Source organism: Sagittula salina (assembly GCF_017813235.1).
Lineage (GTDB): Bacteria > Pseudomonadota > Alphaproteobacteria > Rhodobacterales > Rhodobacteraceae > Sagittula > Sagittula salina.
Genome location: NZ_JAGISH010000003.1, coordinates 276617 through 299325, shown reverse-complemented (window position 1 = coordinate 299325; position 22709 = coordinate 276617). Strand labels below are relative to the sequence as shown.

Genomic DNA, 22709 nt, shown 5'->3' with positions numbered 1-22709 from the left:
TCATGAAACACTTCATTCTCCCCGCCGCCATGCTGGCCGCCGCACCGGCCCACGCCGCGACCGGTCCGTTCTTCAGCCTGCACAACACGAACTTCATCGTGTTGCTGGGCTTCCTGCTGTTCCTCGCGGTGTTGGTGTACTTCAAGGTGCCCGGCATGCTGGGCAATCTGCTGGACAAGCGGGCCGAAGGCATCCAGGCCGAGCTGGACGAAGCCCGGCGCATCCGCGAAGAAGCGCAGACCCTGCTGGCCTCCTACGAGCGCAAGCAGCGGGACGTGCAGGATCAGGCCGACCGCATCGTCGCCCATGCCCGTCAGGAGGCCGAACTGGCCGCCGAAGCGGCGAAGACCGACATACAGGCTTCCATCGCGCGCCGTCTTGCCAGTGCCGAGGGCCAGATTGCCTCGGCCGAGGCAAAGGCCGTCAAGGAGGTGCGCGACCGTGCCGCCACCGTGGCGATCGCCGCCGCGCGGCAGGTGGTTGCCGAGCAGATGGACGCGGCGAAGGCCGGCCAGATGATCGACGCCTCCATTGCGGAAGTGGGTGCCAAGCTGCACTGACCCCTGCGAGGGTAACGAGGATTGACCCGGCCGCCCATCGGTCGGGTTTTTCCGTCTTTGCGGCCGGGTTCGCCCCGGCCGCCCGTGCCGAGGCGTGGGAGACACAAGCGGAAACCTTGTTTGACCATTCGGCTTTTCTTCGCTCCGGCCACAAGATACCGTGCGCGCCAAGGCATCACGGGCAACACGTGGTATATCTGAGGGACATCGGGCATGGCGCACATCATCGTCATCGGCAACGAGAAGGGGGGCGCGGGGAAGTCCACCGTCTCCATGCATCTGGCCACCGCGCTGGCCCGTCTGGGCCACCGTGTCCAGACGCTTGACCTCGACCTGCGTCAGCGGAGCCTCGGGCGGTACCTCGATAACCGTTACGCCTATCTGTCGAAGGCGGAGCTCGACCTGCCGTCGCCGCTGCACACCGTTCTGCCGGAACTGGGCGCGGGGACACTGGGCCCCGGCGAGAACGCCAGCGACCGCCGCCTGCAGGAGGCCGTCGCCGGCCTGGAGGATGACAGCGATTTCATCATTATCGACTGCCCCGGCTCGCATACGCGTCTGGCCCAGGTGGCGCATTCTCTGGCCGACACGCTGGTGACGCCACTGAACGACAGTTTTATCGACTTCGACCTGCTGGCGCACATAGACGCCGAGGGGGACAAGATCACCGGGCCGTCGGTCTATTCCGAAATGGTCTGGTCGGCGCGGCAGGTGCGGGCCCAGGCCGGGCTGCCGCCGATCGACTGGGTGGTTCTGCGCAACCGGCTGGGCGCGCAGCAGATGGTCAACAAGATGAAGATCGAAAAGGCGCTGGAGCGTCTGTCCAAGCGGATCGGCTTTCGCGTGGCGCCGGGCTTTTCGGAGCGGGTGGTCTTTCGCGAACTGTTCCCGCGCGGGTTGACATTGCTCGACCTGAAGGACGTGGGCGTGAAACAGCTCAACATTTCCAACGTTGCGGCGCGGCAGGAACTGCGCGAACTGATCAAGGCGCTGAAGCTGCCGGGCGTCACCGTCACCTTCTGACGGTTGGCCCGTGACCTGGCTTCCCGAACCCACTCGCGAACCGGGTTGGCGGATAGCATTTCGGCCTGGAGGGTTAACCTTGCGCTAACCACGGTGGTCGACACTGGGGCCATGCGACTGGTTCCGCTCCTTGCCCTGTTCCTTGTCCTCGCTGCCTGCGACATGGCGGGGCCGGGTTTCTCCGGCGCACCAAAGGTGATGCGTGAGGTCGAGGGAACCCGCTTCACCCTGCGGCGTCGGGGCGATGTGGTGGAGGCCATTCGCACCTCTTCCGAAGTCCTGCCCCGGTTTCCAGAGGTGGCACGCAAGGCCGGCATCGCCGCACAGAAGGAAACCGGCTGCCGTGCGTTGTGGATCATGGGCGATCCCGCGATGATGTGGGTTGGTCTGGCCTGCGCGGGCCGCAGCGCCCCCGGGATGCCGAAACGCCCGCATACGCTGTTTTGTGAGGTGTACGACGCCGGACACGGTGCAATTGACCTGGAATGCAGCAGGCGTTGACCATATCTTGTGGAGAACGCGCGGGGTTCCGCCATATGCGCCCTGCGCCTGATTGACTTCCCCGACCCGGACACGGCATGTTTCCCCTCTCAGAAGGGAATCGCGCGTGCAGTTTTCAAGGCTTCGTCTGACCGGCTTCAAGAGCTTCGTCGACCCGACCGACCTGATGATCTCGACAGGTCTGACGGGCGTCGTCGGACCCAATGGCTGTGGCAAGTCGAACCTCCTGGAGGCGCTGCGCTGGGTGATGGGCGAAACCCGTGCCAAGGCCATGCGCGGCGGGGGCATGGAGGACGTGATCTTTGCCGGCGCCGCCTCCCGGCCGGCGCGGAACTACGCCGAGGTCAGCCTTGTCATCGACAATCAGGACCGTGTGGCCCCTGCGGGTTTCAACGACAGCGACACGCTCGAGGTGACGCGGCGGATCACACGCGACGTTGGCTCCGCCTACAAGGTGAACAGCAAGGACACGCGGGCGCGCGACGTGCAGATGCTTTTTGCCGATGCGGCGACGGGGGCGACCTCGCCTGCGCTGGTGCGACAGGGGCAGATCGCGGAGCTGATCAACGCCAAACCGCAGAACCGCCGCAAGGTTCTGGAAGACGCCGCCGGGATCGGCGGCCTGTATCAGCGCCGCCACGAGGCGGAGTTGAAACTGCGCAGCACAGAGGCCAATCTGCTGCGCGTCGATGACGTGGTGGAACAGCTGGCCGGGCAACTCGGCCAATTGGCGCGGCAGGCCCGGCAGGCGCAGCGGTACCGCCAGATCGGCGAGGAGTTGCGGCAGGCCGAAGGCATGCTGCTGTACCGCCGCTGGCAGGAGGCGGATCAGTCCCGCGCATCGGCAGAGGACGCGCTGCGTGCGCTGGTGACGGCGGCTGCGACCGCGGAGCGCACGGCACGCGAGGCGGCGACGGCCCGCGCCAGAGGCGAGGAAACCCTGCCCGCGTTGCGCGAGGAGGACGCCATCGCGGCGGCGATCCTGCAGCGGTTGATGGTGCAGCGCGATGCGCTTTCGGATAAGGAAAAGCAGGCCGCCGCGCGGATCGAAACCCTGCGCAAGCGCATCGCCCAACTGGACCAGGACATGGCCCGCGAGGAGGTGCTGAACCGCGACGCGGGCGAAACCATCGAACGGCTGGACTGGGAGGCGCGCGAGCTGGCGAAGGCCTCCGAGGGCCATGATGATAGGCTGGAAGAAGCGCAGGACGCGGCGCACGAGGCCTCGGACGTGTTGCAGGCGCGCGAGGCGGACCTTGGCCAGATGACCGAGGACGTGGCGCGGCTGGCGGCCCGCCACCAGTCGGCGCAGCGCTACCTTGCCGATTGCCAGCGGACGGTGGCGCGCGGGGAGGCCGAGGCCGGGAAGGCGCGGCACGCGGTGGCGGAGGCCAAGGGGCGTCTGTCGGCCACGCGCGAGGCCGCCCAGGACGCGCAGGGCCGCCAGATGGACGCGCAGGACATGGCCGAGCGCGCAGAAGACCTGCTGACCGACGCCGAAGCCGCCCGCGCCGAGTGCCAGACCCGCGAGGCGGAGGCGCGCGGCGAACGGTCAGAGGCCGAAGGCGTGATGAACGCGCTGCGCGCCGAGGTGACTGCGCTGGCGCGGCTTCTGGATCGCGACACCGCCGAGGGCGGGCAGATCCTCGATCGTCTGCAGGTGGAGCAGGGTTTTGAAAAGGCGCTTGGCGCGGCGTTGGCAGACGACCTGCGCGCGCCGGAAGTGGATGACGACGGCCCGTCGGGCTGGCGCGTGTTGCCCGCCTATGATGTCACGCAATCTCTGCCGGAGGGGGTGACTTCGCTGGCGCAGCATGTGTCGGTCCCTGAAGTGCTGTCGCGGCGGCTGTCGCAGATCGGTCTGGTGGGGGCGGAGGACGGCACACGCCTGCAGGGGCTTCTGAAGCCCGGCCAGCGGCTGGTTTCGCTCGAAGGCGACCTGTGGCGGTGGGACGGCTTCCGGGCGTGGTCGGAGGATCAGCCCTCGGCGGCGGCACTCCGGCTGGAGCAGCTGAACCGGCTGGAGGCGTTGAAGCAGGAGATGGCGGAGGCCTCGGCGGTTCTGGAAGGCACGCAGGCGGCGCATGACGCGCTGGTGGCGCGGCTGGCGGAATTGACCCGCGCTGACAAGGATGCCCGCGAGGCGCGCCGCATGGCGGATCAGCGCGTAACCGACGCGGCGCGGGCGTTGTCGCGCGCCGAGGCGGAACGCGATATGGCCGAGGGCAAGGCCGAGAGCGCGGCGCTGGCGGTGAAGCGCTTCGAGGAAGAGGCGGGTGCTGCGCGGGCGCAACTGCGCGAGGCGGAACGCGCGCAGGAGGATCTGGAGGACCTCGAGGAGGTGCGGGCCCGCTTCGAGGATGTGAAGATGACGGTCGAGGCCGCGCGCATGACGATGATGGCGCGGCGTTCGGCAGCGGACGAGTTGCGCCGCGAGGGCGAGGCCCGCAAGGGCCGCGCGCAGCAGGTGACAAAGGAGCTTTCGGGCTGGCGCTTGCGGTTGGAGAACGCCACCGCGCGGGCTGAGGAACTGGCGGAGCGCAAGGCCGATGCCGAGGACGAACTGGCCGACGCCCATGAGGTGCCGGAGACGCTGGCCACCCAGCGCGAGGAACTGACCGAGGGGATCGAGGCGGCTCAGGAGCGCAAGGACCGGGCCCACGACAAGCTGATCGAGGCGGAAACGGTGCTGCGCGATGCCGTGACCGCAGAGCGCGAGGCCGAGCGGCTGGCGGGCGATTCGCGCGAGGCCCGCGCCCGCGCCGAGGCCCGCGCCGAGGCCGCGCGCGAGTCCGTTCAGGCCGCCGCTCTCCGCATAGAGGAAGCCCTGGAAACCACCCCCGCCAAGCTGATCGAGACGCTGGATGTGGGGCCGGAAGACCTTGGTGATGCGGAGCGGATCGAGGTCGAGGTGGCGCGCCTGAAACGCGCGCGGGACGCGCTTGGCGCGGTGAACCTGCGCGCCGAGGAGGACGCCCGCGAGGTGCAGACCGAGCACGATACGCTGGTGGCGGAAAAGAACGACCTGGAGGAAGCGGTGAAGGCCCTTCGCACAGGGATTGCCTCCTTGAACAAGGAGGGGCGGGAGCGGCTGCTGACCGCTTTCGAACAGGTCAACGCCAATTTCACCATGCTCTTCACGCATCTCTTTGGTGGCGGCGAGGCGAACCTCGTGATGGTGGAATCCGACGACCCGCTGGAAGCGGGGCTGGAAATCATGTGCCAGCCGCCGGGCAAGAAGCTGTCGGTGCTCTCGCTGATGTCGGGGGGGGAGCAGACGCTGACCTGTCTGGCGCTGATCTTTGCCGTCTTCATGGCGAACCCCTCGCCGATCTGTGTCCTGGACGAGGTCGACGCCCCGCTGGACGACGCCAACGTGACACGGTTCTGCGATATGCTGGACGAGATGTGCCGCCGGACCGAAACGCGGTTCCTTGTCATCACGCACCACGCCGTGACCATGGCGCGGATGGACCGGCTTTTCGGCGTGACCATGCAGGAACAGGGCGTGTCGCAGCTGGTCTCGGTCGATCTGAAACGCGCCGAGAAGCTGGTGGCGTGAGGAGTTTCCCCCGGCTGGCGCCGGGCGACCCGCGCGCGCCGGCGGCGCGCTTAGCGGGGGAAGCACTGCTTCCCCCGGCCCCCCATCGCGGTATTTCTGAACCAAAGAAGCAGGGGGCGGCATGAAGACCTTTGCGTGGGTCGCCGTGGTGATGGCGGCGTTTGCGGCGAATTCCGTGCTGACCCGCGCCGGGATCGTGGCGGGACTGGACCCGGTTGTGTTCGGCTTGGTGCGGCTTTGGGCCGGGGCGGTGGTGCTGGTTGCGCTGGCGCGCGGGCGGGTGCCATGGCGTGGTTCGGGAAGGATCGGCGGTGTTCTGGGTCTGCTTGTCTACGTCGCGGGGTTTTCGCTGGCTTACACCGGACTCGATTCCGGGCTTGGGGCGCTGATCCTGTTTGGTTGCGTGCAGGTGACGATGGTTGGCGGGGCGATGCTGGCGGGGGAACGGCCCGGGGTCCTGCGCTGGCTGGGTACAGCTGTGGCGTTTTGCGGTTTGATCTGGCTGCTCTGGCCGGGGGCGGGGCCGGCGGTGTCGCTCTGGCAAGGGGGGGCGATGGCATTGGCGGGCGCGGGCTGGGGCGTCTATTCGCTCGTTGGCCGCGGGGCGGGCGATCCTTTGGCGGCGACGGCGGCGAATTTCGCGGTGGCCGCACCGTTGATGCTGCTGGCGATGCCCCTTGCCGGGTCGGGGTGGTCGGATTTCGGGTTTGCCATGGCCGTGGTTTCGGGGGCGGTGACCTCCGGGCTGGGCTACGCGCTTTGGTATGCGGTGCTGCCCCGGCTGGACGGCGCGGTGGCGGCGGTGGCGCAACTGACGGTGCCGGTGATCGCCATGGCGGGCGGTGTGGTTTTCCTCGGGGAGGCCCTGACCGGGCGTTTCGTTCTTGCGGCCTGCGTGGTGCTGGGGGGCGTGGCGCTGTCGGTGCTGGGGCCGCGCTACCTGAGGATCGGTTCCAGCGGATCGTAGGCAAAGCCTTCCTCCCACGCGAGGCGTTTCAGGCTTTCTGGTTTGAGGCTCAATCCGGCGATTTCCGCGCGGGCGAAGAAGCGCCGACTGTGCACGATGCCTTCGGGGTCCTGCCAGTCGTCGCTGATCTGCCCGGACGTGATCGTGCAGCGGAAGAACACCTCTACCTGATGAAAGCTGCCCTTCGGGTCGTGGAATTCGTTCACGAGGCAGGGCGGGCCGACCGCGACGGTCAGGCCGGTTTCCTCGTGGACCTCACGGGCGAGGTTGTCGGGGATCGAGGACCCGCTCTCTACCCCGCCGCCGGGCGCGCACCACAGCGTGTTGCGCCGGTCGGGCCAGGCGTTCACCAGCAGAAGCCGGTCGTCATGCAGGATCACCGCGCGGGCGGCAAGGCGGGGTGTCGTCATGTCTTTTCCACGGCGTCGGATCGGCGTAAGGCGAAGGCTATGAGCCTTGAGATCACATTGGAAGGGGCGCGCGTGCTGCGGCCCGAAGGGTGGACGGACACGCCGCTGTCGTTGGCGGGCGGTCTGGTGACCGACGCCGTGGCGCGGCGCGTCGATCTGTCAGGTCATGACGTGTTGCCGGGGATCGTCGACGCGCATGGCGACGGGTTCGAACGCCACATGGCGCCGCGCCGGGGCGCGTTGCGGGAACGCGATGCCGGGATGCTCGCTGTTTCGTCGGAGCTGGCCGCCTGCGGTATCACCACCGCCGTGATCGCGCAGTTCTGGTCGTGGGAAGGCGGGCTGCGCGGACCTGCGTTTGCGCAGGAGGTTTTCGAGTCAGTTGCCCTCATGCGGGGATCCGTCGCCGTGGACATGCGCCTGCAACTGCGGCTTGAGACGCATTACCTGGAGGCGTTCGAAGCGGCGGAGGCGGCCATAGACCGCTTTGGCATCCGCTACGTCGTCTTCAACGATCACCTGCCGCACGATCGGCTGGCGGAGGGGCGAAAGCCGCCGCGGCTGACCGGGCAGGCGCTGAAGAGCCGCCGCAACCCCGACGACTATTTCCGGCTGCTGCTCGACCTGCACGCGCGGGGGCCGGAGGTCGCGCCCGCACTGGATGCGCTGTGCCGGCGGCTGGCGGCAAAGGGTGTCACGCTGGGAAGCCACGACGACCGCACCGCCGCGACGCGGGCCGAATGGCGCGGCCGGGGCGCGCGGGTCAGCGAATTTCCGGAGACGGAGGAGGCGGCGCTTGCAGCCCGTGCGTCGGGCGATTTCACAGTGCTGGGTGCGCCCAACGTGGTGCGTGGCGCGTCGCATGCGGGCAATGCCTCGGCGCAGGCGCTGATTGCGGCGGGGCTGTGCGATGCGCTGGCCTCGGACTACCACTACCCGTCACCCGCGCGGGCCGCGTGGCGCTGTGTCGAACTGGGCCTGCTGGACGAACCCGCCGCCTGGCGGCTGGTTTCCGAAGGCCCGGCGCGTCTGCTGGGGCTGGCGGACCGGGGCGCGCTGGAGACCGGCAAGCGCGCCGACCTCATCGTGATGGAGCATGGCAGCCGCCGCATCGTGGCGACGCTGGCGGGCGGGCAGGTGGCCTGGATGACCGGGCCGGTGGCGGAACGCTTCTTCGCCTGAGCGCCCCAGCCCGGTCTTAATCGGACGATGCATCCGGCGGGCGGCGGACGAAGAAGCCCGCGGCGATCAGCAGGAGCGAGAGCGCGCCACCGGTCAGAAACCCCGCCCGCGTACCCGCGGCCGTGGCGTGCACGAGGTCCAGCCCCTCGGCGCTCGTGGTGGCGATGCGCAGCGACATGATCGACACGAAGAGCGCGATGCCGGCGGCCCCGGCCACCTGCTGCACGGTGCCGAGGACGGCGGAGCCATGCGCATAGAGGTCCTTTGGCAGCGACCCCAACGCAGAGGTGAAGAGTGGCGTGAACAGCAGCCCCAGCCCGACCATCAGAATGACATGGCAGACGAGCACATGCCACACGGCGGTTTCGGCGTGCAGCGCACCCATGAGCCAAAGCCCGGCGCTGACCATCAGCGCGCCGGGGATCACAAGCCGCCGCGCGCCTATACGATCATAAAGCCGCCCGACGGTGGGGGCCATGAGCCCCATCAGAAGCCCGCCGGGCAGAAGGGAAAGCCCGGCTTCCAGCGGTTCCATCCCCAGAACGGTCTGCATGTAGATCGGCAACAGAATGATCATCCCGAAGAGCGCCATCATGGCAAACCCCATCATCACGACCGAGACGGCAAAGACCCGCACTCCGAAGGTGCGCAGGTCCAGCAATGCGCGCCCCTGCGGGCCAAGCGCCAGCTGTCGCCACGCAAAGAGCGCGATAACCACGGCGCCGAGGGCGAGCGGCATCCAAGGCTGCACCGGTGTGTCGCCTTGCGGCTCTCCGATAGTGGACAACCCGTAGACCAGCGCGCCAAAGCCAACCGCAGCAAGCGGAATAGACAGCAGGTCGAGCGGGCGCGCCTTGGGTTCGTTGACGTTCACCAGCCGCATGTAACCCAGCGCCAGTGCGGAAAGCCCGATGGGCAGCACCAGCCAGAACATCCACCGCCAGTCGAGCAGGTTCAGGATGATGCCGGAAATCGTCGGCCCGATGGCCGGTGCCACAGAGATCACGATGGAGATATTGCCCATCGTCTTGCCCCGCGACGCGGGCGGCACCAGCGTCATGACGGTGGTCATCAGGAGCGGCATCATCATCGCCGTGCCCCCCGCCTGCACCACGCGCCCCGCGATCAACTGGCCCAGTCCCGGCGCGGTGGCGCAGATCAGGGTGCCGATGGAAAACAGCCCCATGGCGGTCAGAAAGACGGACCGTGTCGCCAGTCGCTGCAGCAGGAAGCCGGTGATCGGGATCACCACGGCCATGGTCAGCAGGAAGGCGGTGGTCAGCCATTGCCCGGCGCTGGCAGTAACGCCGAGATCGGCCATCAGGCGCGGCAGGGCCACGCCCATGATGGTTTCGTTCAAAATGACCGTAAAGGCAGAGACGAGCAGCAACAGAATCACTTGTCTGTCCCGGGTGTCGGTCTCGGTTACGGTTTCGGGGGGCGGCAGGGTGCCGTGGGCTTCGATGGCGGACATGGGGGCGCGCTTTCGGTCTGCGGCGAAACGGATTCGGGTGGAAATCGGGGGCGCCCGCCCGTGCGGCCGCGTCGGCCTAGGTAAGCGACCCGGCCGGTTCAGGCAAGAGATAGATGCGGGTCGCAGCTAATTGCCTGCGTCACATATTCGGTGAGCGATATGAGGGCAGAGGTTAACGCATGACCCACGCGGGCCATGCGCATGGGGTGGGCACGGATTGTGCGGGGCTGTGCCTCGTTTGCCGGCGGCGCGGAACTGGGTTAACGTCCCACGGGCCGGCGCGGTCAGTCGGTGACGCGGTTGACGTGACCCATCTTGCGGCCCGGCTTCACCTCTGCCTTGCCATAAAGGTGCAGCGCGCAGGCGCCGTCCTGTGCCAGCGCGGGCACGCGGTCCATGTCGTCACCGATCAGGTTTGCCATCGTCACGTCCGAATGCCGCTCGCCATTGCCCAGCGGCCAGCCCGCGACGGCCCGGATGTGCTGTTCGAACTGGTCGACGGTGCAGCCGTTCTGCGTCCAGTGACCGGAATTGTGTACGCGGGGCGCGATCTCGTTGACGATCAGCGCCGTCGGCGTGACGAAAAGCTCCACCCCCATGACACCGACGTATTCGAGCGCGTTCAGGATCTTGGCCGCCAGAAGCACGGCATCGGTCTGGAGCCGCGCGGGGATCTTTGCAGGAACGGTGGTGGTGCGCAGGATGCCGCCCTCGTGGACGTTTTCACCGGGGTCGTAGGCCGAAACCTGCCCGTCCTGGCTGCGCGCCGCGATGATGGAGACTTCGAGGCTGAAATCCACGAATCCCTCAAGGATGGCGGGTGCGCCGTTCATGTCGGAGAACGCCTGCGCGGCCTCCCGCGGCGACGACAGGCGGGCTTGTCCCTTGCCGTCGTAGCCAAAGCGCCGCGTCTTCAGAATAGACGGCGTGCCGATGGTTTGCAGGGCCCCGTCCAGCGCGGCCGCATCGGGAATATCGGCGAAGGGCGCGGTCGTCAGGCCGAGATTGCTCAGGAAGGTCTTCTCCGTCAGGCGGTCCTGACTGATGCGCAGCGCCTCACGGTTCGGGTGGATCGGCCGCAGAGCTTCGAGGATGTCGAGGGCGGAGGTCGGTATGTTTTCGAATTCGTAGGTGATGACGTCCACGCGCTCCGCGAACCGGCGCAAGGCCGCCGCGTCCTCGTAAGACGCCTGGATATGGGCCTGCGCGACATGGGAGGCGGGGCAGTCGGCGCCGGGTTCGAAGATCACCGTGCGAAAGCCAAGTCGGGAGGCGGCGACCGAAAGCATCCGGCCCAGTTGGCCGCCGCCGAGAATGCCGATGGTCGATCCGATGGGAAGGGGAGTGGTCATGGTCGGGCCTCCTGTGTCCACAGGCTTTTGGCGCGGGAAGAGTCGCGTTGCAAGGGCTCTCCCCGTTGTGGGTGACGGGGCTGGAGGTGTCCCGGAGCCACCGATGATCGCGGTGCCCTTCCAAGGTGGCCATCCCCAAGGTGGGATCTGGACCCGTGGATGCTCCGAAACGCGAGAGCCGCCTTGGCGCCGGTTGGCAGCGGTGAAAGGGGGCGCTGCCCCCTCGGCCTGCGGCCTCACCCCCGCGGTATTTGGAAACCGAAGAAGCGGGGGAGGAGCGCGCGGTCAGTCTCGGACGGGTTCGTCGGGTATGGAGGCGGAGAGGGCGGCGCGCCAGGCATCGAGGCGCGCGGCCAGGGACGTGTCCTCGTTGGCCAGAATGGCGGCGGCCATCAGTCCTGCGTTCTTTGCCCCGGCGGCGCCGATGGCCATGGTGGCAACGGGGAAACCGCGCGGCATCTGCAGGATCGAGTAGAGCGAATCGACGCCGGACAGCGCCTTGGTCTGCACCGGCACGCCGATCACCGGCACACGGGTCTTCGACGCCATCATGCCGGGGAGGTGAGCCGCGCCACCCGCGCCCGCGATGATGACCTTCAATCCGCGTGTCACGGCGGTCTTGCCGTAGTCCCAGAGCCGGTCCGGCGTGCGGTGGGCGGAGACGATTCTGCACTCGTAAGGGATGTCCAGTTCATCAAGGACGTCGGCGGCCTCCCGCATCGTCGGCCAGTCGGACTGGCTGCCCATGATGATGCCGATCTGAATGCTCATTCTCGTCCTCCGGGTAGCGGGCGGGTCGCGGGAATCCCGACTATACAGCGGCGGCGGCGCGCGGCAAGGCGAAGCGGCCCCCGCCCCCGGTCGGGGGATCAGGCGATGATGTCGGGCAGCAGCCGGTCCTCGATCTGGGCGATGCGGTCCTTCAGCGACAGTTTCTTCTTCTTCAGCCGCTGAAGGGTGATCTGGTCGGCGGTTCCGGTAGCCTGGAGGGCACGGATCGACTCATCGAGGTCGCGGTGTTCGCGGCGGAAGACCTCGAGTTCCACCCGAAGGACGTCCTCGCTCTTCATCGACAGGTCAGACGGCGCGTTCATGCAAGTGCTCCCGCTGCTCTACAGAGTTGTCAACATAGCGAATCGAAGGCTTCGCGCAAAGCCCCTTGCACCTGCAAAAGCCGTTTCCCATATTTGAATTGCTCACGTCGCCTTTCGGGACGCGGGCAGCACGGTCGCTTGATGCAAGGACTGAGAGGCAAGACATGACCAAACTCACTTTGGGGTCGTATCCCCATATGCTGGGGTTCGAACAGCTGGAGCGGTTGCTTGAACGTACCGCGAAATCCTCGGAGGGATATCCGCCCTTCAACATCGAACAGACCTCGGAGCGATCCTACAGAATCACGCTCGCCGTGGCCGGGTTCCGCGAGGAAGACCTGTCGATCACCGTGGAGGATCGACAGCTTGTGATCCGCGGACGGTCGCGCGACGACGGGGCGGAACGCGTATTTCTGCATCGCGGCATTGCCGCGCGTCAATTCCAACGCACATTTGTTTTGGCGGATAACGTCGAAGTGGGCGAAGCTGTGATGGAGAACGGCCTTTTGCACGTCGACCTCACGCAGGCGCCACCGGAAACCGTGGTGCAGACGATCAGGATCAGAAAGGGGTAAGACGATGCATGCGAAGTACGACTTTTCCAAACTTATGGATGAGGGCCGCACGGTCTATGTACGGTCGGTGAAGGCCTCCGATCTGCCTGACGACGTGCGTGAACAGGTGGGCGGGAGTGAAACGCTTTATGCCGTGCACCGCGCCGATGGCGAGCGTCTGGCTCTGGTGAAGGACCGAAAGCTGGCCTTCGTGCTGGCACGGCAGAACGACCTTGCGCCCGTTACGGTGCATTGAGGACGCAGTTCGCGGGAAAGCGCAGCCTGGGTCTCGTGTTTCAAGCCGGGCCGCCGTGCGCTCTCCTCAAGCAGGTCACTGCCGAGAGAGCGTCTGGTGGACCCGTTTTTCGTTTGGCTTCATGCTGGCGGGATAACCGAATATTTGTTCCTCTCCGCCGGGCCGAGGGTCTGACGCGGCGCCAGCCGGATCCCGGTTGCGCGGCGGGGCGCAGACTCGATATGCGGCACGGTGTCCTTCCATGCCGGGGGTGAGAAGGTCCCGAGGCGGGGGGCAAGCCAGAGCGCGACATCGGCACGCTCTCCCAAATTGTGGAACAGCTTCGATTGCGCGCGGACTGATCCGCAAATCCACTGGCGGTGCTGAAACTGAAATTGCATCACACTGTCATCTCGACATCGTGGGTGTCCTTCAGGGCGCGCCCGCCATTCATGCCGAATATGCCGAAGGACAAGCCGCCGCGCCGATCCGATAGGCGAAACCGGTTCCCAAAATGCTGTGCGCCGTGCGTTTCATGCCTGTTTGTGGCGTCGTCGGAGCGCGAGAAATCCGCCCCGATGGAGACATGGGGCTGCAGCGCAGACCGGCGGCGAAACTCGGCTTCGTCGCGACGGAGCCGTTCAGCCTGCCGCCGCGCCTGCCACCATGATGAACTTCCGCAGCTCCGGGGGGACGTGTTTTGTGCGCGAAGCCGACGAGGCTCATCGTGCGGCCGTCGATGGAAAGCGCCGCGCTCAAGCTGCTGGGCAGCGGGCCGTGCCCGGATGGCGAAACCAACGAGTGGACGGGCACGGCTGACCTGATCGTCATGCCCTACCTGGCAGCGTCACGGTAAGGACCGGATCCACGGCGGCTCTGACTTCCGACCGCAACACCCCGTCCCGCGCTGGAGACAACCAGCAAAGCCGGTCCCGGCTGGCGTCAACATCTACGCGGGCGCGCTCCTGATGCGCGGTGCAGCGGGCAACCTCCGTCCCGGTGCGACCGCGACCGGCTGCACCGGTGTGGGCCGCGCCGAACCGGCGGTGGACAACACCGGCGGCGCGGCGGGCGCGGTGACGGCCAACTGGCGTCCCGGCGTGTTCCTGGCACGCACCCACGGGGCCGACGCGGTGGACGCGGCGGACGGTGACGGCCTCTGCCAGCTGGTCGAGGACCAGACCGTTGCCGCGAGTGACGGCACCGGCGCGCGCTCCCCCGCCAGGATCGTGGATGCGCTGGCGGCAGAAGGCGTCTGGGTGCGCGTCGACGGCGCCCCGGCACGGGCCGTCTGACCATGACGCAAACTGTCATCGTCCCGTGTGACCACGCGCTGGCCTGCGCGCCCGAATGGGTGACGCTCCTGCACATCGGGCGGAACGATGCGCGCGACGGGCGGCGCTTTGTCCTGGACAAGCCGCAGGCGCTGCCTGCCGCCTTCGACGGCGGCGGGATCGACCTGCCGGTGGACTACGGACACCAGAACGACCGGCCGGAGCCGAAGCTTTCCGGGATGGTGGCGGCCTGTTCAGGTGTCGCGCGGGTCAGCGCATCCAGTTAGCCCGGTCTGTACAGCATTCATCATCCCAAGCCGTGACGCGCGCATGGGGCAGGCGTCCAGTGCGGGCTGCAGTTTCGTTGCCGGGCCAAGGTCGTGCCGGGACCACAAGAGCGTACCGCCCCCGGCAAGGCAGGAGGCGGAACAGGCCTGAAAAGGCGTCGATCAAAGCGGCGCTAGCTGCGGGGCAGGCACTGGTCAACCGCGGCCGTCCCCTGCTGCAACAGGCTGTCCAGAATCTGCCCGTGGCCGTCGATGCGCTGCGGGGGGCGAGGTCCGGCTGAGGACCCGCCGCGCGTCGTTCAGGTCAGAAGCTGAAATCGTACTTCAACCGCACCTCGACATCGCGCGTCCCTTCCAGGATGCGACCGCCGTTCACGTCCATCGACAGGTTGCCTGCGCCGGTCGCATAGTCGAAACCGGTGCCCAGACGCGGTGTCGAATGCGTTTTTCGACCGTTCACGCCATCGTCAAAGCGCGAGAAATCCGCGCTGATGGACAGGTAGGGTTGCAAGGCGCTGCCGCTTGCGAAAGTCGCCTTTGTCCCGATGGACCCTGTCACCATGTTGACCTCGCGCGCGGCCAATGCGCCCGCTGCCGGGTGGTCCTCCTTGAAGCCGGACACACCCAGAAAGCTTTGCACCTGCGTGTTGCCCCAGACGTAGTTGGCGTTGACGGTCAGGCCGCCGCTGCGACGTTCTGCATCGTATGACGTCCCGCCCACCGTGTACTCGGGCTTGGCAAAGGCGGCGTAGCCGGTGATCTCGTACATGCCCGAGATCTGCGTCTTGAAATAGGGGCCGTAGGTCAGCGCCGTGCTGTCGACGCTGGTTCCGCTTACGTCCAGATCGGCCTTGCCGGTGGACACGAACAGACCCAGCCGGGTGCCCTCAGCCACCTGGAAATCGGTGCCCAGGGTGAATTCATACGCCCGGCCGTCCACGTCGCCGTCAAAGCTGCGCCCTTGCAGCGAAACCCAGCCCTTGGACATGCCTGCGCTGCCCCCGGTGGTCAAAAAGATGCCCTGCGTCGACACTGCGGGGCCGGACCCGTTGATGGCGTTGCTGATGGCCGATCCGACCGCCATGCTGGACGCCGCGCCAGAGGTCAGCGCGCCGGTGCCCTGTGCCGTCACAACCCCCGCCGATGTGCCGCCGGCCTCTATGGCTGGCGGAGTGAGGTTCGCGCCACACTGGACCCTGACTGTGCCGGAATTGCCGGTGAACCCCTGGATCATATATGTCCCGTTTAGCTGCGCCGTGTGGATGTGGCCGTCACAGCCGCCGCTTGGGGCGGCGAGGCAAATGCTGTCATCCGTGCCACCGCTTCCGTTGTATTCGATGGAAATCGAAACGGTCGAGGGTGTGGATGTGTTCAGGATCAGCGTTTCGCCTGCGAGCATTTCGACAGGTTCATTCGATCCCTTGGAATTCATGTAGATCGTCTGCCCATCGATCTGGGCGCAGTTGCGCGGGGCAGCAAGTGCTGGCGTGGAAATTAAGGATACGGAAAAAACGATAGTCGATAAGAGTGAAAGGCTTCGAAAAGTCATCCTGTCTGTCCCCGATAGGTGCGCCGTTGCGAGGCGTTTGAATGCGCACAACAATAAATGTCGTGACCCTCATATCAAAGTTTTCACTTGGCAGGACTCGACTGGTGCCGCCTTGTTTGGGAGTGTTGTTGTCCTTGGGACACGTTTTGCACAGGCCAAGACGCGTTTACGCGCCTGTGGGTCGCATCATGCGCGGCAGGCCGTGTGCTGTGACGAAATGCGCGGTCCAGTCGGTCAGGATCGCCGCCGCGCCCGGGGTGTGCGGGACCCGGTGCCGCGATGGGACACGCGGGAGGCGCTGTCCGTCCCGGCCAAAACGGCAAAAGCCGGGCACTTGGCCCGGCTTTCAGATGATGCATGTCGCGGCGTTTACTGCGCGGCGATCAGACCGAGACTTTCCAGCTTCAGGATCACCTGATGCGCGCAGTTGTCGACTTCGACGTTTTCCGTCTCGACGCGCAGTTCGGGATCGACCGGCACGTCGTAGGGGTCGGAGATGCCGGTGAATTCCTTGATCTTGCCCTCGCGCGCCAGCTTGTACAGTCCCTTGCGGTCGCGGCGTTCGCATTCCTCAAGCGACGTCGCCACGTGGACCTCGACGAACGCGCCGTACTGCTCGATCTCCTCACGCACATGGCGGCGCGTGGCGCCATAGGGGGCGATTGGGGCGCAGATGGCGATGCCGCCGTTCTTCGTTATCTCGGAGGCGACGTATCCGATGCGCTTGATATTGAGGTCGCGGTGCTCCTTCGAGAAACCCAGTTCCGAGCTGAGGTTCTTGCGGACGATGTCACCGTCCAGGAGCGTCACGGGGCGGCCGCCCATCTCCATCAGCTTCACCATCAAGGCGTTGGCGATGGTCGACTTGCCGGAGCCGGAGAAACCGGTGAAGAACACGGTAAAGCCCTGCTGCGAGCGCGGCGGCTTTGTGCGGCGCAGTTCCTTCACGACCTCGGGGAAGGAGAACCATTCCGGGATCTCAAGGCCCTCTGCCAGACGGCGGCGCAGTTCAGTGCCGGAGATGTTCAGGATCGTGACGTTGTCGCGGTCCTCGATCTCGTCGGCGGGTTCGTACTGGGCGCGCTCCTGCACGTAGACCATGTGCTTGAAGTCCACCATTTCGGCGCCGATCTCGGACTGGTACTGTCGGTACAGATCCTGCGCGTCGTACGGCCCGTAGAAATCCTCACCTGCCGAATTCTTACCGGGGCCGGCGTGGTCGCGGCCGACGATGAAGTGGGAGCAGCCGTGGTTGGCGCGGATCAGCCCGTGCCAGACCGCCTCGCGCGGACCGGCCATACGCATGGCGAGGTTCAGCAGCGACATGGTGGTTGTCGACTGCGGGTACTTGTCCAGCACGGCTTCGTAGCAGCGCACGCGGGTGAAGTGATCGACGTCGCCGGGCTTCGTCATGCCGACGACGGGGTGGAGCAGGAGGTTGGCCTGCGCTTCCTTGGCGGCGCGGAAGGTCAGTTCCTGGTGCGCGCGGTGCAGCGGGTTGCGCGTCTGGAAGGCCACGACCTTGCGCCAGCCGAGCTTGCGGAAGTAGGCACGCAGTTCGTTGGGCGTGTCGCGGCGGCCGCGAAAATCGTAATGCACCGGCTGCTGGATGCCGGTGACGGGGCCGCCGAGATAGACCTTGCCCGCCTGATTGTGCAGGTAGTTCACCGCCGGATGCGCGCTGTCGTCGGCGCCGAATACCTTCTCGGCCTCGCGCGCCTTGTTGGGCACCCACCGGTCGGTGACTGTCATGGTGCCGAGGATCACGCCCTCCTGATCGCGCAGCGCGATGTCCTGCCCGATCTCGATGCTGTCGGCGAATTCTTCCGACACATCCAGCGTGATCGGCATCGGCCAGAGCGTGCCGTTCGAAAGGCGCATGTTCTCCACCACGCCATTGTAGTCCTCTTCCGTCAGGAACCCCTTCAGCGGGTTGAAGCCCCCGTTCATCAGCAGTTCCAGATCGCAGATCTGGCGCGGCGTCAGGTCGTGCGAAGTCAGATCGCCTGCTTCGACCTTCAGCTTCTGCGCGCTGTCGTAGGAGACGAACAGCTCCGGGATTGGGGCTAGGTTGGATTGCATCAGCTTGCTCCTGTATTTCAGAGGCACGAGGTCGTCGACCGACCCCGTCAGTTCGGCATGAAGCGCCGCATATTCGGCGAACTTGCGGGAGAGGAAGGACTGCACGAGGCGGTCCTTGGTGGCGGTGCCTTCGGGCGTCAGGGCATAGGCGAACCGCTGGCGGCGGTCCTCTCCCCGGCGTTCGGTGACGGTGATGAGTCCGGCATCGGTCGCGGCGCGCAGAAGCGCGTTCAGCCGCCCGAGCGAAATCCCCAGCGCCTCGGCCGTGGCGCGCTGGCTGGCGGCGGGCGTACGCTCCAGCTGTCGCAGCAGCGGGAACAGCTGAAGATCTTCAGCCTGCTCTGCCTTGGTGGCCGTAGGGGTGTCGGGGTATTGCATGCAAGGGACTCAATGTGTGTTCATGCGTGAACACATGTCACCTTTCGCGAAGGCGGAAAAGAAGAAATCACCGAAAGCGGGCAATTTCCTGTCATGCCTTTTATGCATACCGGCTTCGGGGCGGCAGAGATTGCTGTGTGATCGTGGGGCGGGTCCACACCTCCAACGAAAATCCCGGGGCGAGATTTCGGGATCGGCTGCGGGGGCGCTTACCCAAGAGGCCGACGCCAAACGGGTATTACCGGAGGTGATCGGCGCAAATGTCCGGGGCTTCGACGACTTTCGGCAACGGCAAGAGCGAAAGTACCGGCGCGCGGATCTGCGAGGGGCGGCATGAGGCGCTGCGCCCGTAGCTGCAGGGTCGGGGTCATGAAATGAGCTGGTGGCGATTAAAGGACGCGCCCGGCGATCACCGCAGCGCGACTGCCGGGCGCGTCCGTGGAAAGGTCAGTCCTCGCTGTCGCCCAGAAGGCCCCAGCCGTCGGGGGTGAAGCCGTGTTCCAGCCCGATACGCGTGGCCAGTTCCTCGCCGACCCAGATCGAGTCGGCGGAAATCATCTGGTCGGCCAGCGTGGCGATGAGGTAGTTGCCGTCCTCTTCCTCGCCATCCTCCGCGGCGGGCTCGATCCACTCGCAATCGTAGCCTTCCTTCGACAGCGCGTCGGCCAGACTGAGCCAGTCGGAGCCCTCCGATGCAGGCACGAGAAAATAGTCCACGTCGGCAAATTCCGGCAGGCCAGGGCCGTCGCGCAACTCGGTGTAGGTTTCGCGGGTTTCGGCGCGCTGGGCATTGAAGTCGTGGGCGGCAAAGTCTTGGTCGGACATGATGTCTCCGGCTGCTTCCGAAAGAATGGCCCCGGCGCCTGGGCCGGGGCGGTCTGTGTCAGTGACCGGCGTCGACCGGCGCGCCGTAGCCCAGCGGCTCCGACTCGTCCTTCGCGGGCGTAGCGTCGTCCTCCAGCCCGTGCTCGGCCAGCCAGCGTTCGGCCTCGAGTGCGGCCATGCAGCCCATCCCGGCGGAGGTCACCGCCTGCCGGTACTTGTGGTCGGTCAGGTCGCCAGCGGCAAAGATGCCGGGGATCGAGGTCTCTGTCGAATCGGGTTTCGTCACCACGTAGCCGCCCATGTGGGTTTCCAGCACGTCCTTCACCAGTTCGTTGGCGGGGGCGTGACCGATGGCGACAAAGACGCCCTCGCAGGGGATTTCCCTGATTTCGCCGGTGTTGACGTTCTTCGCCTTCACGCCGGTGACGCCTTTCGGCATGTCGGTGCCGACGACTTCTTCCAGCTGGTGATGCCAGAGCGTTTCGATCTTCGGATGCTTGAAGAGGCGGTCCTGAAGGATCTTCTCCGCGCGCAACTCGTCGCGTCGGTGGATCAGCGTAACCTTGGACGCGAAGTTGGTCAGGAACAGCGCCTCTTCGACGGCTGTGTTGCCGCCGCCGATCACGACGATCTCCTTGCCACGGTAGAAGAAACCGTCACAGGTGGCGCAGGCGGAGACCCCGAAGCCCTTGAAAGCCTCTTCCGACTCGAGCCCCAGCCACTTTGCCCGCGCGCCGGTGGCGAGGATGATCGCGTCCGCTGTGTAGGTGGTGCCGCTGTCGCCATGCGCCACGAAAGGCCGCTGGTCGAAGTCGATTTTCGTGATGATGTCCGACACGATCTCTGTCCCCATGGCGCGCGCGTGCGCCTCCATGTTGACCATCAGCTCGGGGCCCTGGATTTCCGTGTGGCCGGGCCAGTTCTCCACCTCGGTGGTGGTGGTCAGCTGGCCGCCGGGTTCCAGCCCCTGCACCAGCAGCGGATTCAGCATGGCGCGCGAGGCATAGACCCCGGCGGTGTAGCCAGCCGGGCCGGAGCCGATGATGAGAACCTTGGTGTGGCGGGTGTCGGACATGGGAGCCTCCGCGTTCGGGGAATGGGGATTTGGATACGCATATAACCGCTGCGGGTCGCGGTGCAATGCGGCGCGTCGGGCCTTTGCCCCGTGCGGTGCCCGTGCGGTGCCCGTCTACTGTGCGTGGAATTTATCGGAGAGATAAGAAAATTTCACATTCGCGAAATAATATTGCGTGCAGCCGTGCGGCTGGTATAACAAACGCGAAAACGCGACGGCGGGCGCTGCCCCGCAGGGAGGCGCTTTTTCCCCCTTTCGGTGGGTAAGGTCAATCCCGCACGGCGGCCTGCGCGGCGCCGGGTCGCAGATGAGATTTGGAGACACGCATGCCGTCGCACCGGCTCGATCCGATTGACCGCAAGATACTGGCCGAACTGCAGGCCGATGGGCGCATGACCAACGTGGAGCTGGCCAAGCGTGTCGGCATTTCCGCGCCGCCCTGCCTGCGCCGAGTGCGCGTACTCGAGGAGCAGGGCTACATCCAGGGCTACCACGCCGACGTGGACGCCCGCGCGCTGGGGTTCGAGGTGCAGGTCTTTGTCATGGTCGGTCTGCAAAGCCAGGCCGAATCCGATCTGTCCGCCTTCGAGGGGCGGTGCAGGGCGTGGCCTCTGGTGCGCGAGTGCCACATGCTGAACGGCGAAGTGGATTTCATCCTCAAGTGCGTGGCACCGGACCTGTCCACGTTCCAAAGCTTCCTGACCGGCGACTTGCTGACGGCGCCGAACGTTGCCAGCGTGAAGACATCGCTCGTGATCCGTGGCGCAAAGGACGATCCCGGCGTGCCGTTCGACGTGCTGGAGGAACGGCTGAGCCGGATGGCTTGACGCCGGGCTTTGAACGGAGCCGGAAACGGGGCCAGTTTCAGGAACTGGTGACGCGCGGGGAGGCCCCCGCGCCACTGACCGCCACTGACCTACGTATCCAGGAGGTTCTCCACCACTTCGCGGGTGGTTCGGGTGCAGCAGGTCTCTCCGAAATCGCCAAGCCCGTCGAGATGCGGGAACATTGCCATGAACAGCTCGCGTGTCTTGGCGCCCAGTTGCTGGCTGGCTGCGTTGCCGGGATGGAAGGTCTCGACCTCGACGCCGCCGACGTTCAGCGTCGTGTGCCGCCGCACCATCACATGATAAAGCTGCACCGTCCCGGCGGGTGTCACCGCGAGAAAGCGGTCGCCGTCGATGTATTGGTTCACATGCGCCAGCACCGCGTCCTGCCCCAGCAGCGTCTTCAGCTTTGCGTGGCGGACGACCATGCGCGCGGCTGGGCCAAGCAGCAGGTCCATCGGCGGGTGGCCCATGCTCATGGCGTCGGCGGTGACGCGGGTCAGATGCGTGAGCAGCGTGGTGTCGTCGGAGCTGTGCGGGATATACGTGGTGGATCCGATCCAGGTGATCGGTTCCGGCCCCATGGCGGTCTGGATGTAGTCGCCGGGGATAAGGTCCTCGACCGCGACGGGGCCGCGCACCGTTTCGATCAGCGTGCCCCGGGCAAAGGCAGAGGCCGCTTCTTCGAACAGGGGGGAGGCCGGGGCAACCATCTGGTTGAAGTCCACGGTGAGATCCGGCTTCAGTACCGCGATCTCGAACTTGCGCATCAGCGGCGTGCTGCGGCACGGGCGATCCTGGACGGGTGCTTCGGGGGAAGCCGGCGGATTCCCGGCGTAGGCGGCGGCAGAAAAGCCGCGGTGGAGCGTCGACATGGTACTGGCCCTCGAAACAGGGTCACATCCGTGTTGGCCCCCACCAACAACGACAGAAGGACGGTTTGCGTTCTTCGTTGGTGACGATAAGGCCCCAATTTTGCTCTGAGGTCAAAATTATGCGTGATCCGCGGGTCCGTCTGGGTTCAATCTCGGTGTTTTTGCGAAATTGTTCTCTCTGCGTGAACGTTTTCGCCGCAATCCCCCGAATCGCCGGGCGCCCCTTGCCAGAGCGGGGGGGCGGTCGGCCCGGCATAGAAAAAAGGCGAAGCCAGCGCTTCGCCCATCAAAGGTACGTCCCGCCGCGAGGCGGCAGGCCGAGGGAATTCGGAGGATCAGGCGCGCCGGAGTACCGGGGCTGGGCGGCGGCGGTCGATCATGCCGGCGCGGGCGGTGCCGCGGCTCCAGGGCATGGGCGTGGTCTGATTGGCCCTGGCGGTGTCAACGATCGACTTGAGGAAGCGGGTCTGCTTTTTCATCGCCTTGTCCTTTCCGGGCATGCTGTCCGCCGCAATCCTTCTGGCGCGCGTCACAGACCCCGAAACTGGCAGCCAATTGAGGCGGACTCATGGCGCCATGCGGCCAATCATGCGAAATTGTCGCGATTGTTTCCGGTGCGTGCG

Annotated in this window: 23 protein-coding genes; 12 read left to right on the top strand and 11 right to left on the bottom strand. The window is 66.2% G+C overall.

The genetic code is table 11. The features are described from left to right. Positions 1–2: 2 nt before the first annotated feature. The 5 genes from J5474_RS07640 to J5474_RS07620 all read left to right on the top strand — a co-directional run bounded on the left by J5474_RS07640 (position 3) and on the right by J5474_RS07620 (position 6613). Entirely contained in the window at positions 3–560 is a 558-nt protein-coding gene (locus J5474_RS07640) for a F0F1 ATP synthase subunit B (protein WP_209360215.1), read from the top strand. Positions 561–773: 213 nt separating this feature from the next. After that, positions 774–1583: a division plane positioning ATPase MipZ gene (locus J5474_RS07635; protein ID WP_209360214.1), complete on the top strand. Its 810-nt coding sequence runs from the start codon at positions 774–776 to the stop codon at positions 1581–1583. A 111-nt stretch (positions 1584–1694) separates the two neighbouring features. Next, the gene (locus J5474_RS07630) at positions 1695–2084 is read left to right on the top strand and encodes a hypothetical protein (protein ID WP_209360213.1); all 390 of its coding nucleotides are present in this window, start codon (positions 1695–1697) and stop codon (positions 2082–2084) included. Positions 2085–2190: 106 nt separating this feature from the next. Beyond that, complete coding sequence (smc, locus tag J5474_RS07625) at positions 2191–5646, top strand: chromosome segregation protein SMC (protein ID WP_209360212.1); 3456 nt, start codon at positions 2191–2193, stop codon at positions 5644–5646. A 121-nt stretch (positions 5647–5767) separates the two neighbouring features. Further along, positions 5768–6613: a DMT family transporter gene (locus tag J5474_RS07620; RefSeq protein ID WP_209360211.1), complete on the top strand. Its 846-nt coding sequence runs from the start codon at positions 5768–5770 to the stop codon at positions 6611–6613. Here the strand turns inward: J5474_RS07620 and J5474_RS07615 are convergent. Continuing rightward, complete coding sequence (locus J5474_RS07615) at positions 6583–7023, bottom strand: NUDIX domain-containing protein (protein WP_209360210.1); 441 nt, start codon at positions 7021–7023, stop codon at positions 6583–6585. The genes J5474_RS07620 and J5474_RS07615 overlap by 31 nt on opposite strands. 39 nt (positions 7024–7062) lie before the next feature. On the opposite strand from J5474_RS07615, the gene J5474_RS07610 reads away from it, so the two are divergent. Then, entirely contained in the window at positions 7063–8205 is a 1143-nt protein-coding gene (locus J5474_RS07610; protein WP_209360209.1) for an alpha-D-ribose 1-methylphosphonate 5-triphosphate diphosphatase, read from the top strand. Between the two features lie 16 nt (positions 8206–8221). On the opposite strand, the gene J5474_RS07605 is transcribed toward J5474_RS07610, so the two are convergent. The 4 genes from J5474_RS07605 to J5474_RS07590 form a co-directional block, all read right to left on the bottom strand. Continuing rightward, positions 8222–9679: an MDR family MFS transporter gene (locus J5474_RS07605; protein WP_209360208.1), complete on the bottom strand. Its 1458-nt coding sequence runs from the start codon at positions 9677–9679 to the stop codon at positions 8222–8224. 284 nt (positions 9680–9963) lie between these two features. After that, positions 9964–11031, bottom strand: coding sequence for a 5-(carboxyamino)imidazole ribonucleotide synthase (locus J5474_RS07600; protein WP_209360207.1), 1068 nt, complete (start codon positions 11029–11031; stop codon positions 9964–9966). Between the two features lie 285 nt (positions 11032–11316). Then, a complete protein-coding gene (purE, locus tag J5474_RS07595; protein ID WP_209360206.1) occupies positions 11317–11802 on the bottom strand; it encodes a 5-(carboxyamino)imidazole ribonucleotide mutase in 486 nt (161 codons plus the stop codon). A gap of 98 nt (positions 11803–11900) precedes the next feature. Then, positions 11901–12125, bottom strand: a complete 225-nt coding sequence (locus J5474_RS07590) for a YdcH family protein (RefSeq protein WP_209360205.1) — start codon at positions 12123–12125, stop codon at positions 11901–11903. A 164-nt stretch (positions 12126–12289) separates the two neighbouring features. On the opposite strand from J5474_RS07590, the gene J5474_RS07585 reads away from it, so the two are divergent. From J5474_RS07585 to J5474_RS07565, 5 genes are all read left to right on the top strand, one after another. Then, positions 12290–12700, top strand: a complete 411-nt coding sequence (locus tag J5474_RS07585) for an Hsp20 family protein (protein ID WP_209360204.1) — start codon at positions 12290–12292, stop codon at positions 12698–12700. Positions 12701–12704: 4 nt separating this feature from the next. Continuing rightward, on the top strand, positions 12705–12935 hold the full coding sequence (locus J5474_RS07580) for a DUF1150 family protein (RefSeq protein WP_209360203.1): 231 nt from the start codon (positions 12705–12707) through the stop codon (positions 12933–12935). A gap of 679 nt (positions 12936–13614) precedes the next feature. Then, complete coding sequence (locus J5474_RS07575) at positions 13615–13770, top strand: Mu-like prophage major head subunit gpT family protein (RefSeq protein ID WP_209360202.1); 156 nt, start codon at positions 13615–13617, stop codon at positions 13768–13770. A gap of 112 nt (positions 13771–13882) precedes the next feature. Beyond that, positions 13883–14209, top strand: a complete 327-nt coding sequence (locus J5474_RS07570) for a hypothetical protein (RefSeq protein WP_245216315.1) — start codon at positions 13883–13885, stop codon at positions 14207–14209. Positions 14210–14211: 2 nt separating this feature from the next. Continuing rightward, complete coding sequence (locus J5474_RS07565; protein ID WP_209360201.1) at positions 14212–14475, top strand: hypothetical protein; 264 nt, start codon at positions 14212–14214, stop codon at positions 14473–14475. A 304-nt stretch (positions 14476–14779) separates the two neighbouring features. On the opposite strand, the gene J5474_RS07560 is transcribed toward J5474_RS07565, so the two are convergent. From J5474_RS07560 to trxB, 4 genes are all read right to left on the bottom strand, one after another. Beyond that, positions 14780–15907 (bottom strand): autotransporter domain-containing protein, encoded by a 1128-nt coding sequence (locus J5474_RS07560; protein WP_209360200.1) that lies wholly within the window; start codon positions 15905–15907, stop codon positions 14780–14782. Positions 15908–16393: 486 nt separating this feature from the next. Beyond that, positions 16394–18484 (bottom strand): bifunctional sulfate adenylyltransferase/adenylylsulfate kinase, encoded by a 2091-nt coding sequence (locus tag J5474_RS07555; RefSeq protein ID WP_209360199.1) that lies wholly within the window; start codon positions 18482–18484, stop codon positions 16394–16396. A gap of 447 nt (positions 18485–18931) precedes the next feature. Next, positions 18932–19309 carry a ribonuclease E inhibitor RraB gene (locus J5474_RS07550; RefSeq protein WP_209360198.1) on the bottom strand — a complete coding sequence of 126 codons (378 nt, stop codon included), beginning with the start codon at positions 19307–19309 and terminating at the stop codon, positions 18932–18934. 58 nt (positions 19310–19367) lie between these two features. Beyond that, positions 19368–20384: a thioredoxin-disulfide reductase gene (gene trxB, locus J5474_RS07545; protein ID WP_209360197.1), complete on the bottom strand. Its 1017-nt coding sequence runs from the start codon at positions 20382–20384 to the stop codon at positions 19368–19370. Positions 20385–20710: 326 nt separating this feature from the next. On the opposite strand from trxB, the gene J5474_RS07540 reads away from it, so the two are divergent. Then, positions 20711–21211, top strand: coding sequence for an Lrp/AsnC family transcriptional regulator (locus tag J5474_RS07540; protein WP_209360196.1), 501 nt, complete (start codon positions 20711–20713; stop codon positions 21209–21211). 89 nt (positions 21212–21300) lie between these two features. Here J5474_RS07540 and J5474_RS07535 read toward each other — a convergent pair whose 3' ends face one another. Then, positions 21301–22086 carry a Hint domain-containing protein gene (locus tag J5474_RS07535; protein WP_209360195.1) on the bottom strand — a complete coding sequence of 262 codons (786 nt, stop codon included), beginning with the start codon at positions 22084–22086 and terminating at the stop codon, positions 21301–21303. 335 nt (positions 22087–22421) lie between these two features. Further along, positions 22422–22565, bottom strand: coding sequence for a hypothetical protein (locus tag J5474_RS07530; protein ID WP_209360194.1), 144 nt, complete (start codon positions 22563–22565; stop codon positions 22422–22424). Positions 22566–22709: the final 144 nt, after the last annotated feature.

Excerpts from the sequence above, each read along its gene's own strand:
- J5474_RS07560 (WP_209360200.1), bottom strand. The coding sequence starts at position 15,907 with ATGAATTCCAAGGGATCGAATGAACCTGTCGAAATGCTCGCAGGCGAA.
- J5474_RS07615 (WP_209360210.1), bottom strand. The coding sequence starts at position 7,023 with ATGACGACACCCCGCCTTGCCGCCCGCGCGGTGATCCTGCATGACGAC.
- J5474_RS07585 (WP_209360204.1), top strand. The coding sequence starts at position 12,290 with ATGACCAAACTCACTTTGGGGTCGTATCCCCATATGCTGGGGTTCGAA.
- J5474_RS07630 (WP_209360213.1), top strand. The coding sequence starts at position 1,695 with ATGCGACTGGTTCCGCTCCTTGCCCTGTTCCTTGTCCTCGCTGCCTGC.
- J5474_RS07550 (WP_209360198.1), bottom strand. The coding sequence starts at position 19,309 with ATGTCCGACCAAGACTTTGCCGCCCACGACTTCAATGCCCAGCGCGCC.
- J5474_RS07620 (WP_209360211.1), top strand. The coding sequence starts at position 5,768 with ATGAAGACCTTTGCGTGGGTCGCCGTGGTGATGGCGGCGTTTGCGGCG.
- J5474_RS07640 (WP_209360215.1), top strand. The coding sequence starts at position 3 with ATGAAACACTTCATTCTCCCCGCCGCCATGCTGGCCGCCGCACCGGCC.
- J5474_RS07565 (WP_209360201.1), top strand. The coding sequence starts at position 14,212 with ATGACGCAAACTGTCATCGTCCCGTGTGACCACGCGCTGGCCTGCGCG.
- J5474_RS07605 (WP_209360208.1), bottom strand. The coding sequence starts at position 9,679 with ATGTCCGCCATCGAAGCCCACGGCACCCTGCCGCCCCCCGAAACCGTA.
- trxB (WP_209360197.1), bottom strand. The coding sequence starts at position 20,384 with ATGTCCGACACCCGCCACACCAAGGTTCTCATCATCGGCTCCGGCCCG.
- J5474_RS07530 (WP_209360194.1), bottom strand. The coding sequence starts at position 22,565 with ATGAAAAAGCAGACCCGCTTCCTCAAGTCGATCGTTGACACCGCCAGG.
- J5474_RS07635 (WP_209360214.1), top strand. The coding sequence starts at position 774 with ATGGCGCACATCATCGTCATCGGCAACGAGAAGGGGGGCGCGGGGAAG.
- J5474_RS07580 (WP_209360203.1), top strand. The coding sequence starts at position 12,705 with ATGCATGCGAAGTACGACTTTTCCAAACTTATGGATGAGGGCCGCACG.
- J5474_RS07600 (WP_209360207.1), bottom strand. The coding sequence starts at position 11,031 with ATGACCACTCCCCTTCCCATCGGATCGACCATCGGCATTCTCGGCGGC.
- J5474_RS07535 (WP_209360195.1), bottom strand. The coding sequence starts at position 22,086 with ATGTCGACGCTCCACCGCGGCTTTTCTGCCGCCGCCTACGCCGGGAAT.
- J5474_RS07540 (WP_209360196.1), top strand. The coding sequence starts at position 20,711 with ATGCCGTCGCACCGGCTCGATCCGATTGACCGCAAGATACTGGCCGAA.
- J5474_RS07570 (WP_245216315.1), top strand. The coding sequence starts at position 13,883 with ATGCGCGGTGCAGCGGGCAACCTCCGTCCCGGTGCGACCGCGACCGGC.
- purE (WP_209360206.1), bottom strand. The coding sequence starts at position 11,802 with ATGAGCATTCAGATCGGCATCATCATGGGCAGCCAGTCCGACTGGCCG.
- J5474_RS07590 (WP_209360205.1), bottom strand. The coding sequence starts at position 12,125 with ATGAACGCGCCGTCTGACCTGTCGATGAAGAGCGAGGACGTCCTTCGG.
- J5474_RS07610 (WP_209360209.1), top strand. The coding sequence starts at position 7,063 with ATGAGCCTTGAGATCACATTGGAAGGGGCGCGCGTGCTGCGGCCCGAA.
- J5474_RS07555 (WP_209360199.1), bottom strand. The coding sequence starts at position 18,484 with ATGCAATACCCCGACACCCCTACGGCCACCAAGGCAGAGCAGGCTGAA.